This window comes from Streptomyces sp. NBC_00376 (assembly GCF_036077095.1).
Classification (GTDB): Bacteria; Actinomycetota; Actinomycetes; order Streptomycetales; family Streptomycetaceae; genus Streptomyces.
The window spans coordinates 188,435-201,415 of sequence record NZ_CP107961.1 but is presented as its reverse complement, the minus strand read 5'-3'; the positions used below and the strand labels follow the sequence as shown (position 1 = coordinate 201,415).

5 protein-coding genes are annotated in these 12,981 nt (G+C 71.4%); 1 reads left to right on the top strand and 4 read right to left on the bottom strand.

Features of this window, described 5'->3' with window-relative positions; translation table 11 throughout:
• Nucleotides 1-274: 274 nt before the first annotated feature.
• From OG842_RS40705 to OG842_RS40695, 3 genes are all read right to left on the bottom strand, one after another.
• Nucleotides 275-1,045, bottom strand: coding sequence for a thioesterase II family protein (locus tag OG842_RS40705; protein ID WP_323185930.1), 771 nt, complete (start codon nucleotides 1,043-1,045; stop codon nucleotides 275-277).
• Nucleotides 1,046-1,191: 146 nt separating this feature from the next.
• Nucleotides 1,192-2,454, bottom strand: coding sequence for an FAD-dependent oxidoreductase (locus OG842_RS40700; RefSeq protein ID WP_266737965.1), 1,263 nt, complete (start codon nucleotides 2,452-2,454; stop codon nucleotides 1,192-1,194).
• A 97-nt stretch (nucleotides 2,455-2,551) separates the two neighbouring features.
• Nucleotides 2,552-3,607 (bottom strand): helix-turn-helix transcriptional regulator, encoded by a 1,056-nt coding sequence (locus tag OG842_RS40695; RefSeq protein WP_266737966.1) that lies wholly within the window; start codon nucleotides 3,605-3,607, stop codon nucleotides 2,552-2,554.
• 222 nt (nucleotides 3,608-3,829) lie between these two features.
• On the opposite strand from OG842_RS40695, the gene OG842_RS40690 reads away from it, so the two are divergent.
• The gene (locus OG842_RS40690) at nucleotides 3,830-4,090 is read left to right on the top strand and encodes a DUF5988 family protein (RefSeq protein WP_266737968.1); all 261 of its coding nucleotides are present in this window, start codon (nucleotides 3,830-3,832) and stop codon (nucleotides 4,088-4,090) included.
• Nucleotides 4,091-4,178: 88 nt separating this feature from the next.
• On the opposite strand, the gene OG842_RS40685 is transcribed toward OG842_RS40690, so the two are convergent.
• Complete coding sequence (locus OG842_RS40685) at nucleotides 4,179-12,908, bottom strand: SDR family NAD(P)-dependent oxidoreductase (protein ID WP_328512715.1); 8,730 nt, start codon at nucleotides 12,906-12,908, stop codon at nucleotides 4,179-4,181.
• Nucleotides 12,909-12,981: the final 73 nt, after the last annotated feature.

Here is a 12,981-nt window from a genome sequence, read left to right as displayed (position 1 = left end):
CACCTGTCCGGGTACCGACGAGCTGGGAGTTCATGGATCAACACCCGTGGGGCCGACGGGTGTTGATGGTTTGGGGCGGGACGGCGAAAGCGGGCGGAGAGCGGCCTGTCCGGCCACGCCGCCCGCCCGTCCCGGTGCCTTGTGTCGTTGCGTGTGACGCAGCGTCCGTCGTGGCGTGTGTCGTTGTGCTTCTCGCCGCGTGTGTCGCTGTGCTGCTTCGTCGCTGCGCTGCTTAGTCGCTGCGCTGCCTCGTTGCCGTGCTGCTTCGTCGCTGCTACGTCGCGCCGACCGCGACGGGGGCCAGTCGGCCGGAGATCGTCCTGAGCATCGCCGGCTGGTGGTCGGTGAGGAAGAAGTGCCCGCCGGTGTAGGTGTTCATCTGGAAGTCGGCGGAGGTGTGGGTGGACCAGGCGCGTGCCTCGTCCAGAGTGACCTTGGGGTCGTTGTCACCGGTGAAGACAGTGATGGGGCAGGACAGGGCGGGCCCCGGCTCGTACACGTACGTCTCGGCGGCCCGGTAGTCGTTGCGGATGGCCGGCAGGGCCATGCGCAGGACCTCCTCGCTGCCCAGGACGCGGTCGTCGGTGCCGCTGAGTTCACGCAGTTCGGTGAGGATTCCCTCGTCGTCGCGCAGGTGCACGGACTCGTCGCGGGAGCGCGACGGGGCGCGGCGGCCTGAGGCGAAGAGGTGGACGGGGGCGGCGTCGCGCTCCTCCATCAGGCGGGCCATCTCGAAGCCGAGGGTGGCGCCGAGGCTGTGGCCGAAGAGGGCGATCGGCTGTCCGCCGGGCCGCGGGTCGAGAACCTCGACGATCTGGCGGGCGAGCTCACCGATGGTCTCCACGCACTTCTCCTGGCGGCGGTCCTGCCGACCCGGATACTGGATCGACACGACGTCCAGTTCGGAAGAAAGGGCTCGCGACACCGGGAAGAAGAAAGAAGCCGAACCGCCGGCGTGCGGCAGGCAGACGAGTCTGGTCTTCCGGCCGGGCATTTCGTGGAAATTGCGGATCCACAGTCCGCGGTCTATCTCCGGGACAGCCATATGAGAGATCGGTCCTTTCCGCTTTTCCCGCCACTTGATGACGACGGTAGGAGGCGGGGGCCGCTCCCCCAACCCCTCCGGTCCTTGCTATTCCCCCTATATTCGGGATTCCGGTAGGGGTCGGGGCCGCTCAGTGGTGGCAGTCGTCAGGTGAGAGCGGGCTCGGGAAGGCGGGCGCCCTGGCGGAGCAGCTCGCCGCGCACGTCTTCGGTGCTCAGCGCGATGCCGTCACGGGCGACGAGCGCGGCGGCGATACCGGCGGCCTGTCCGGTGGCGAAGGCCGTGCCCATGACCCGCAGGGATCCGCCCGCCATGCGGTCCCCGTCCACGTTCCGGCCCGCCGCGAACAGGTTGTCGGTGTCGACGCTCCACAGGGCGCGGAGGGGGATCTCGAAGTATCCGTCGTCGTCGATGAAGAACCACTGGGAGGGGACGCCGGGGGCCGGGTGGTACTCGATGGGCCAGGCGCCGACGGCGATGGCGTCGTCGAAGTGGGCGCCGCCGAGGACTTCGTCGACGCTCAGCCGGTAGCGGCCGGCGATGTGGCGGGACTCGCGGGTTCCGATCTCGGGCCCGGTGCTGACGATGTAGGCGTTCTCGCAGCCAGGGAGCGTACGTATGACGTCGAGGTAGGCGCGGGCCTGGACCCGGGCGCTGGCCTCGGCGCGGCTGACTTCGGCGGAGTCCCGGGCGTCGTAGCCCTCGTCGACGATGTACGCGATGACATCGCCGGACAACGGCAGCCGGGCCACCAGTCCGTTGGCGGAGACCAACGGGCCGATGCCGCGTTCGCGGGCCGCGTGGACTGCGGCGGAGACGCGGGCGCGGGAGACGTCCGCGTGCTGCGGGATTCCGCCGAAGCGGACGCCCAAGGAGCCGTTCTGAACCATGCCGTCATTGCCGTAGCGGACGGCGGAGCCGGCAAAGGCGGCGAGATCGGCCTCGCCGGTGGCATCGACGAAGGCCTCGGCGGTGACCTCCGTGATGCCGTGGTGGTCGGCGATACGGACGGATGTGACGCGACGGCCCTCGCGACGGGCCTCGGCGACGTGGCTGTACAGACGCACGTCGACACCGGCCTCGGCGCACAGTCTGTCGAGGGCGCGTTTGACGGCCTCGGGGTCGAAGACCACGCACACGCCGTTGAAGCGCTGGGGGGCGGTGACGGCGCCTTCGGCGCGCAGCGCCGCCAGGACCTCCTCGGCGATGCCGAAGACCACTTGGCGGGGCGGGTCCTCACGGGTGTAGATCCCGCAGTACGTGAGGACGTTGCGCAGGGTGGCCGCGCCGCCCAGGCACGGTCCGCGCTCCACGAGCAGGGTGCGGGCACCCGCCCTGGCGGCGGCGACCGCCGCTGCGACACCGGCGGACCCGCCGCCGGCCACGATCACGTCGTACTTCTCTGCCATGTCCCTGCCCTCTGAATCGGTCGGTGGTGGTGGTTCCAGTACGGGGTGCGGGGGTGCTGGGGGTCTGGGGGTGCGGGGGTGCCGGGAGTGCGGGAGGTCAGGCGGTCCGGCGCTTTGGTGAGGCCCCGTCCGGGGCTCCGTCCGAGGCCGGGCGGGGGCCCGGTACGGCGCGCAGGCCGCTGCACGGGGCGTCGGTCCAGCCGCGGGCGCCGGTGACCACGCCGATCTGGAACCGGCTCCTGACGCCGGTGCGGGTGAGCAGGTCGGACATGGTGCGGCGGACGGTCCGAAGGGATACGCCGAGCCTGCGGGCGGCCATCTCGTCGGTGAGCCCTTCGCAGAGCAGTTCGAGCAGCGCGTGTTCCTGGTCGCTGAGCCCGTTCTCGCGCCGTTGCGGCTGTACGCCGCCGGGCAGCGCCGCAGCCCATTCGCGTTCGAACAAGGCGTACAGGGCGGTCACCAGGATCGGGGAAGTCACGAGTTCGGCGGCGCCGGACGTGCCCGTCTCGTCGTCCGGGGTGCTCTGCACGACGGCGACGGAGCGGTCCACGACGGTCAGGGGTACGGGTACGGTCGCGGCGGTCCGGATCTCGGCGCCGCAGTCGGCGAGCCGACGGCCGTACGCGCTGCGGGTCGCGCTGTTGCGGGCGCCGGTGAGGTGCAGGGCGCGGATACGGACGCCACGGGCCAGGGCTCGTTCGGCGGTGTCGGGTTCGCCCTGCAGGACGTGCTGGAGTCCGGAGGTGCCGGGCAGGGCGCAGGCGATCTCCCCGGCAGCCTGGCGGAACAGCCGGTCGAGGCCGAGCCGTATCTCCTCGGGGCCTCGGAGGCGGGTGACTCCGGCGTCGGCGGTCCCGGTGCGGCGGGGTTCGTTGGCCGCCAGCAGCGACATGACGGCGGCACGGCTCTCGTGCGCCTCGTGGGCGCGGCGGGCGAGGTCGGCCTCCTGGCGGGCGAGGAGGGCGCCCAGTCCGAGCTCGGGTGCGACGACGGTCCAGACGGCGGGGCTGCCGGGCAGGCGGCGGACCAGGGAGAGTTCGGCGAGGCGGCCGAGCGCCTCGTCGACGCTGTCCTCCTCCTGGCCGAGACAGTCGGCGAGTTCGGCCGCCCGCCGGCCGTTCCGTTCCAGGAGCGCGCGGTACACGGGCTGCATTCGGGCGTCTATCCCCAAGGTTTCCACCAGAAGATCCCCTTCCAGCCTTTTCCGGCGTCCGGGATTCCGATCCGAACGGCATATGAATTAACGACAGTTACCCTCATGAGATCAGGAGAGGGTGCCCCCTACTCAAATCCCTGGCCCCCTATAGGGGGGAATCAGGGGTGCCCGGAACAGGGTGCCCGAAGAAGAATCGAAATCGAGACGAGAGGTGTTCCCATGCCAAATATCATCGCTATCTCCGCCGATACGGCGAAGGACCCCGTCCGACTCGAAGGAGGGCCTGTCGACCTTTCCGGGACCGTGAATCTGGCCGACTACAACAACGAGGTGATCTTCTCCGACGAGAAGATCAAGATCCGCTATGGCAACGGGTACGAGCACTACACGCCCCTCGACGTCGCAGTCGAAGCCGGCACCGGGATCGGGCCGGGCCCCAAGACCTTCCAGTGGGTCGGCCGCACCAAGATCGCCGAGTAGCCCACCACGCACGTCGGCCCCCTTCGGGCCTGCCCCGCCGCGGACGGCGGGGCAGGCCCTTTGTCGTTCTCTCCTGCCGTTCTGTCTTTCAGGAGGCGCTGAAGCGCTGGTCGATGAAGGCGAACAGCTCGTCGTCCGTCGCGGAGTCCAGCTCCTCACGCATGTCTTCCGAGCCGGCCCCGTCGGCTCCGTGGGGCCCATCGGGTGCGTCGGGGTTCTCCGCCATGGCGGCGAGCGTCTCCCGGGCCTCGCGCCATTGCGATGCCAGAGCCTTCAGACGGTCCGCCACCTCGTCCATCGCCTCGCTGTCGGGGGCCAGCTCCCGCACCCGTTCCGGGGTGAGCGCGGCGAACGCCGCCTCCAGTCGGTGCAGTTCCGCACCGGGATCGGCCGGTGCCGGGGTGGTACTGGCACCAGTGCCGGTACCGGCCGGAGCCGCCAGGCCGAGGATGTGAGCGGCCAGGGCTTCGGCCGTCGGGTAGTTGAAGATCAACGTCGGGGGCAGCCGCAGGCCCGTCGCAGCACCGAGCCGGTTCCTGAGCTCGACGGCCGTCAGGGAGTCGAAGCCCAGTTCGCTGAAGGTCTGCTGCGATTTGATCCGGTACCCGGGCGCGTGGCCGAGCACCGCGGCCGCCTCCGTGGTGACGACCTCCAGCATGGCACCCCGGCGTTCCTCCGGGGCGAGCGCCTCCAGGCGGGTCCACAGCGACTCCTCCGGCGCAGACACGCCCGAGTCGTTCGCGGCCCGTCGCGGTGTGACACGTACGAGCGACCGCATCAGGTGCGGGACGACGCCACTATCCGAGGCCGCACGGCGCCATTCGGACAGGTCGAGCAGGACAGGGACGACAGCGGGCTCACCGGACGCAACAGCGGTGTCGAACAGTTCCAGCCCCTCGGCCGACGACATCGGCACCATTCCGGACCGCCTGAGCCGTCGTACGTCGGCCTCGCTCATCCTCCCGAACATGCCGCCCTCGGCCCACGGCCCCCAGGCGAGGGAGGTGGCAGGCAGCCCTCGGGCCCTGCGGTACTGCGCCAGCGCGTCCAGATAGGTGTTCGCCGCCGCGTAGTTGGCCTGGCCAGGCTGCCCGACCACGCCGGAGACGGAGGAGAACAGGGCGAAGAAGGAGAGGTCCAGGTCCGCGGTCAGCTCGTGCAACTGCCAGGCCGCGTCGACCTTCGGGCGGAACACACCCGAGAGGCGCTCCCCGGTCAGCGAGCCGAACACCCCGTCGTCGAGGACGCCCGCGGTGTGCACGACACCGGCGAGCCGGCCCGTGGCGCGTATTCCGCCGACGAGCGCGGCGAGGGCCTGCCCGTCCGCCACATCGCACGCCTCGAAACGGACCGAGGCGCCGAGGGCTTCCAGTTCGGCGACGAGTTCGGCCGCACCCCGTGCCTGCGCGCCGCGCCGGCTCACCAGGACGAGATCCCGCGCACCCCAGGCTCCGGCGAGGTGCCGGGCCATCAGGCCGCCGAGGGTACCGGAGGCACCGGTGACGAGGACCGTGCCCTCGACATCCGGGCGCCCGGCGGTGGCGTCATCGGTCCCGGTGGGGGCCGTCCGGATCAGACGGGCGGCGTGGAGCTGTCGGCCGCGCACGGCGAGCTGCGGCTCTCCGACGGCGACGAGCACGCCCAGATCGGGATCCGGGTCCTGAACGTGACTGCGGTCCTGATCATGATCATGTTCGTGGTGCGTATCGATGAGAACGATGCGGCCGGGGTGTTCGGACTGGGCGGCACGTACGAGGCCCCACACAGCCGCCGCACCGAGGTCCCGCACCTCCTCGCCCTCGATCGCAACGGCACCACGAGTGGCCACGACCACCCGCTCGCCCTCGGGGCGCTCCTCGGACAGCCACACCTGCAACCGTTCCAAGGCCCGCGTCACCCGGTGGTGAACGTCGGCCACAACGTCCACACCGCCGGCCGGGCCCGGCACCTCGATGACATCGACCTCCGCAGTCGCGCCGGCGGCCGGCCGAGCCGCGTCCAGCGGGCTCCAGCCGATCCGATACAGGGATCGGGCACCTCCGCCGGAACCGTGGTTCCGTTCCGCCAGCTGCTCCCGCGTCACGGGCCGCAGCGCCAACGAGCCGATGGAGGCCACGGGAGCACCCGTACCGTCCGCGAGCACGACCGAGGCGCCCGGACTCTCCGGGTCGGCCGGATCACCGGTCCGGGTGATCCGCACCCGCAGCCGCTCGGCACCCACCGCGTGCAGCCGTACGTCGCTCCAGGCGAAGGGCAGCCCGGCACTGGTGCCCAGGCCCATGGGATGCAGGGCGGCGTCCATGAGCGCGGGATGAAGCCCGAAGCCGTCAGCTGCGCCGCGCAGCGCCTCCGGCAGGGCCGCCTCGGCAAAGATCTCGTCGCCACGCCGCCAGAGGGCGCGCAGGCCGCGGAAGGCCGGCCCGTACTCCAGGCCGAGTCCGGCGAGCTCCTCGTAGACCGCATCGACCTCGACCTCGACGGCCCCGGTGGGCGGCCAGTCCGTGAGCGACTCGACGTCCGCCACCGGGGCGTCCGCCAGCACACCCGAGGCATGCGAAACCCAGGTGCCACCGATGTCGGCGGCGGCACGCGAATGGACGCGGACGACACGCCGCCCATCCTCCGCCGGGGCCTCCACGGCGATCTGCACGACTACGGCGCCCTGTTCGGGCAGGACCAGCGGAGCCTGCAAGGTCAGCTCCTCCAGCACTACGGCACCCACACGCTCGCCCGCGTGAAGGGCCCACTCGACCAGGGCGGTACCCGGGACGAGCCGCGTGCCCATGACGACGTGATCGGCGAGCCAGGGGTGCAAGGTGGCAGCAAGGCGCCCGGTGAAGAGGACCAAGCCGGCACCGGCCATCTCGGTCATTGCACCGAGCAGCGGGTGCCCGGCCGATTCGAGGCCGAGATTGCCAGGATCCCCAGCGGAATGGCCTGAGGACACCAGCCAGTAGTGCTGGTGGTCGAAGGCGTAGGTGGGCAGATCGGTGCGCTGGGCGCCGGTGTTGGCGTAGTACGCCGTCCAGTCGACGGCCCGGCCCCGGACGTGGAGTTCGGCCACAGCAGCGACGAGCGCTTCGGCCTCGGCGCGGTTCTTGCGCAGGGCGGGTACGAAGCCGGCCTCGTCGTCGGTGGCGCAGGACTGGCCCATCGCGGAGAGCACTCCACCGGGGCCGAGTTCCAGGTACGTCGTGACGCCCTGGGCCTCCAACTGCCGTACGCCGTCGAGGAAACGGACCGCCTGGCGGACGTGGTCCACCCAGTAGCCGGCCGTCAGCAGCTCTTCTCCTGCGACCTCGCCGGTGAGGTTGGAGACGATGGGGATCCGCGGTGCATGGAAGGTCAGGTTCTCGGCGATGGTCTTGAACTCGGCGAGCATGGGCTCCATGCGCGGCGAGTGGAACGCGTGGCTGACCCGCAGCCGCTTCGTCTTCCCGAAGCCGGATGCGATGGCGAGTACGGCGTCCTCGTCACCCGAGATGACGACGGAATCCGGACCGTTCAGAGCGGCGATCGAGACGCCATCGACCAGCAGCGGCAGGACCTCTGCCTCGGTGGCCTGGACGGCGACCATGGCTCCGCCGGTGGGCAGTGCCTGCATGAGGCGGCCCCGCGCCGCGACCAGCGCCGCCGCGTCCTCCAGGGACCACACACCCGCCACGTGCGCAGCGGCCAGCTCACCGATCGAGTGGCCGAGCAGGTAGTCCGGGGTGACACCCCAGTGCTCCAACAGCCGGAACAGCGCAACCTCAACAGCGAAGAGTCCGGCCTGGGTGTACACGGTCTGGTCGATCAGCTCCGACCCACCGAACACCACATCCCTGACCGGCCGGTCGAGATGCCGGTCCAACTCCGCACACACCGCATCGAACGCATCGGCGAACACCGGGTACGCCTCGTACAGCTCACGGCCCATCCCGGCCCGCTGCGAACCCTGACCCGAGAACAGGAACGCCGAACGACCACCCCGCACAGCGCCACGCACCACACCCGGCACCGACCGGCCCTCGGACACCGCCCGCAGCAACGCCTCACGGTCCTCACCGACCACCACCGCACGGTGCTCGAACGCCGTACGCGTCACGGCCAGCGAGTAACCCACATCCAGCGCCGACGCAGCACCCACCAGGCCGAGCAACCGCTCCGCCTGACCCGCCAACGCCTCCTCAGACTTCGCCGACAGCACCCACGGCACCACCGGCAACACAGACCCGACAACCGAAGGCTCGACCGCCGCCTCCTCCTGCGCCTGCTCCAAAATCACGTGCGCGTTCGTCCCACTGATCCCGAACGACGACACACCAACCCGACGCGGACGATCGCCCACCTCCGGCCACTCCCGCGCCTCCGCCAGCAACTCCACCGCACCCGCCGACCAGTCCACCTTCGACGAAGGCACACCGACATTCAGAGTCTGCGGCAGCACACCATGACGCATCGCCAGAACCATCTTGATCACACCAGCGACACCCGCCGCAGCCTGCGTATGACCAATATTCGACTTCAACGAACCCAGCCACAACGGCCGCCCCTCCGGGCGATCCTGCCCATACGTGGCCAACAACGCCTGCGCCTCGATCGGGTCGCCCAACTTCGTACCCGTACCGTGCGCCTCGACCGCATCGACCTGATCGCCCGAGAGCCGAGCACTGGCAAGGGCCTGGCGGATCACCCGCTGCTGCGACGGACCGTTGGGGGCGGTCAGACCGTTCGACGCACCGTCCTGGTTGACCGCCGAGCCGGCAACGACCGCCAGCACCTGATGGCCGTTGCGCCGGGCGTCGGAGAGGCGCTCGACGAGGAGCATGCCGACGCCCTCGGACCAGCCGGTGCCGTCCGCGTCGTCCGAGAACGGCTTGCACCGGCCGTCGGCGGCCAGGCCGCCCTGGCGGCTGAACTCTATGAACGAGCCGGGCCCCGCCATGACGGTCACACCGCCCGCAAGTGCCAGGTCGCACTCCCCCGCCCGCAGCGCCTGGGCCGCCAGGTGCAGGGCGACCAGCGACGACGAGCAGGCCGTGTCCACCGTCACCGCCGGGCCCTCCAGGCCCAGGACATAGGAGACGCGGCCGGAAGCGACGCTGCCTGCGGTGCCGGTGCACACGTATCCCTCGGCCGCGCCGAGGGCGGCGCCGATGTCGTCGGCGTAGTCGTGGTTCATGAGGCCGACGTACACGCCGGTCCGGGTACCGCGAAGGGAGCGCGGGGTGATGCCCGCGCGCTCCAGGGTCTCCCAGGAGGTCTCCAGCACAAGGCGCTGCTGCGGGTCCATCGCGAGTGCCTCGCGTGGCTTGATGCCGAAGAAGTGGGCGTCGAACTCGGCGGCGTCGTGCAGGAATCCGCTGTCGCGGACGTACATCGTGCCCGGGTGCTCCGGGTCGGGGTGGTAGAGGGCGGTCAGGTCCCAGCCCCTGTCCTCGGGGAAGGGCGTGATGCCGTGGCCGCCGTCGGTGACCATCTTCCAGAGGTCGTCCGGTGATGCGATGCCGCCGGGGAGTCGGCAGGCCATCGCGACGATCGCGATCGGCTCGTCGGAAGTAACACTGGCCTTGGTGGTGTGCTCCGTCGAAGTGCCCGGGAGGCCCGTACCGATACTCGTGTCCGCGCTGGTCAGGAGTGTGTGGAGGTGGCGGGCGACGGCTTCCGGTGTGGGGTGGTCGAAGGCCAGGGTGGCCGGGAGGACGAGGCCGGTGGCGGCCGTGAGGCGGCTGCGGAGCCGGACGGCCGCCTGGGAGGTGAAGCCGAGGTCCTTGAACGCCCGGTCCGGCTCGATCTCGTGTGCCGTGGGCAGTTGGGCGACCTCGGCGGCTTCGGTGCGGACGAGTTCGAGGAGGCTTCGCAGCTGTTCATCCTCGCTCTGGCCCACGAGCTCGTCGCGCAGTCGCCGGACGGTTGCGGGTTCGGGTGCGGCGGACTGCGGCGCGGGCTCGGCCGCCGCAGTGGCCTCGGGGTCCGCGACGAGGCAGTGTTCGTCGTCGAGCAGCAGTGCGGCATCGAGCGCGGCCGTGCGTGCGCGGCCCGTGAGGCCGGCTCCGATCGTCAGGGCGAGAGCGGGCAGGCCGCGTGCGTGGCGCTGGGCTGCGAAGGCGCGCGCGAAGGCCTCGGCGGCGGGATCCGTGCCCGGCGGGGCGATCAGCAGGAGGCGGGCGGGCCCGGCGATGTGCTGGAGGGGCAGGGTGGTGTCGACGGCCGCGCGCAGCCCGGCGGGGAGGGTGTGCACCACGAGGGAGAGTGGGTGCGGGATCAGGGTGGCGAGAGCAGCCGGGTCTGCGGGGTCGACGGCGGCGGGGTCGACGGCGATGGCGGTGATCTCGGCTTCCGTGTCCGCCAGTTCGGCGCTCAGGGCCGTCGCCGTGTGCTCCTCGGTGGTGTACGGCAGCAGGACGCGTCGTACTCCGTGGGCATTGACGAGGTGACGAACGAGGTCGGCCGTGGCCGGGTCGTCGGCGCCGGTGACCAGGACCGTGCCCCGGGGGTCGAGTGGGCTGTCGGAGGATGTCCCGGACCCGATGTGGGGGATGTCGCGCAGTCCGGGAACGAGAACCCGGCCGTGGCGGACGGCTCCCTCGCCGACGCCGCTGTCGACGGCGTCGAGGAGAGCGAGCAGCTCCTGGTCCTCGGGGGCGGCCGCTTCCAGGTCGATGCGGGTGCAGCGGCCGGGGTGGCTGTCGTCGAGGGTGCGCAGGGCACTGCGTACCGCTGCCTGGGCCGGGTCGTGGAGCGGGTCTCCGGGGCCGGTGGACACCGCGCCGTGGGTGACCACGACGAGTCGGGCGGCCTGGAGGGCGCCGCACGCGAGGAGTTCGTCGACCGCTCCGGTCAACTCGTCCACGACGGCGACCGGATCGCTGTGCGCGACGGGCAGGAGCAGGACCCGGTCGGGCGCCGCGGCACCGCCGGCCAGGTCGGCGATGAGCGAGGCCGCATCGGGATGGGTCCGTACGGTGGACCCGGCGTTCCGCAGCGCGGACACCAGCCCGGATACGGGTGCCGGCCCGGATACGGGTGCCGGCCCGGATACGGGTGCCGGCCCGGATACGGGTGCCGGCCCGGCCCCACCCCCTCCGAGCACCGCCCAGCTCCCCTGCGCTGCGGTCCGGCCGCCGCCGGACGTGGCCGGGAGGGGGGACCACCGGGGGCGGTGGAGGACGTTGTCAGCGGTGGACGCGGCCAACAGGCGCGCAGGGTGGTCGAGCAGGGCGTGGCGGGTGATCTTGCCCGAGGCGGTACGGGGGATCCGGGCGACGGCGTGGAACTCGTGCGGGGCCTTGAAGTACGAGAGGTGGGTCCGGCAGGCGGCGAGGAGTTCGGCGGGGGCGGGCAGTCCTCCGGGGCCGGGCACGAGGAAGGCAACCGGAACTTCGCCGAGGACGGTGTCCGGCTTCCCGGTGACGGCGACGTCGGCGACGCCGGGCAGGGCGCGCAGGACGTCCTCGACCTCCGTGGGGTGGATGTTCTCCCCACCACGGATGATGAGTTCCTTCAGTCGGCCGCTGATGGTGATGTGGCCCGACGGAGCGCGGCGGGCGAGGTCGCCGGTCCGGTACCAGCCGTCGGTGAGGACTTCGGCGGTGGCCTCGGGCCGGTTGTGGTAACCGGCCATCACGTTGGGGCCCTTGACCCAGATCTCGCCCTCGGCGCCCGGCGCGCTGTCCCGTCCGCAGTCGGGGTCGACGAGTCGTACGTCGAGGCCGGGGACGGGCAGGCCGCAGGAGCCCTCGACGCGGGGGCCGGTGGCGGTGTTCATGGTGATGGCGCCGCAGGCCTCGGTACTGCCGTAGAGGTTGAGCAGCGGTACGCCGTACGCCGATTCGAAGGCCGTCTGGAGCGCGGCGGTCGTGATGGCGCCGGCGACCATGCAGGTGCGCAGTCCGGTGCCCCGGAGCGACTGTCCGTCGGCGGCGTCGACCAGATGCTGGTAGAGGGCCGGGACGCCGGCGAGGAAGGTGGCGGACTCCTCGCGCACGGCGGCCGCGACGTCCTCGGCCGAGAAGCCGTCGAGGATACGGGCGGTGGCACCGACGGCGGTCACGCCGACGACGCACGCGATGTGGGAGAAGCTGTGGAAGAGCGGGAGCGGCCAGACGACCCGGGCCTCGGCGGACAGCCCCGCGATCGGCGCGTACGAGGCGGCGACCGACCACAGGGCGCTCCGCTGGGTGGAGAGCACACCTTTGGGTTTGCCGGTGGTTCCGGAGGTGTACAGCTGCCAGGTGATGTCGTCCAGACCGAGGGAGTCCCGGGCGGGGGTGACGGGTTCGGTGGTGGCGAGCGTCTCGTAGCAGACGGTGCCGGGTCCAACGGCGGATTCCGGGAAGGCGGTGTCCGGAACGACGACCAGAACAGGCGCCCGGCCGGCAGCACTCGCAGCGCCCCCAGCACCACCGGGACCACCGGGACCACCGGCCGCACCAGGCTCACCAGCACTCCCGGCGCCCCCACCCGTCCCCGCGCGCCGGACCTGGTCGACATGTGCCGGGTCGGTGATGACGGCGCGGGCGCCGCTGTCGGCGAGGATGTGGGCGAGCTCGGTGTCGGCGGAGTGCGGGTTGACGGGGACGCCCACGGCCGCGGCGCGGATCGCCGCGAGGTAGCTCTCGACGGTCTCGACACGGTTGCCGAGCAGGATCACGACACGGTCCCCGGGTTCGAGCCCGAGGGCCGCCAGGTGTCCGGCGAGCCGACCGGTGCGCTGCTCCAGATCTGCGTACGTGACGGCCCTGCGCGCGTCGCGGAATGCCGTTTTCCCGGCGGACCGTTCGGCGTGCCCCCGCAGAATTTCAGGGAATGGGCGGATCAGCTCGGCACGCAGCATGTCACCATATCCGTCTCTCGATTCGGCCCCTCATGGCCTTGGCCCGCTTGGACCGCGTGCACCCTCTTGGCCT

Bases quoted from the DNA above. Each gene is read 5' to 3' on its own strand.
- OG842_RS40705 (WP_323185930.1), bottom strand. From the start codon at position 1,045: ATGGCTGTCCCGGAGATAGACCGCGGACTGTGGATCCGCAATTTCCAC.
- OG842_RS40700 (WP_266737965.1), bottom strand. From the start codon at position 2,454: ATGGCAGAGAAGTACGACGTGATCGTGGCCGGCGGCGGGTCCGCCGGT.
- OG842_RS40695 (WP_266737966.1), bottom strand. From the start codon at position 3,607: ATGCAGCCCGTGTACCGCGCGCTCCTGGAACGGAACGGCCGGCGGGCG.
- OG842_RS40690 (WP_266737968.1), top strand. From the start codon at position 3,830: ATGCCAAATATCATCGCTATCTCCGCCGATACGGCGAAGGACCCCGTC.
- OG842_RS40685 (WP_328512715.1), bottom strand. From the start codon at position 12,908: ATGCTGCGTGCCGAGCTGATCCGCCCATTCCCTGAAATTCTGCGGGGG.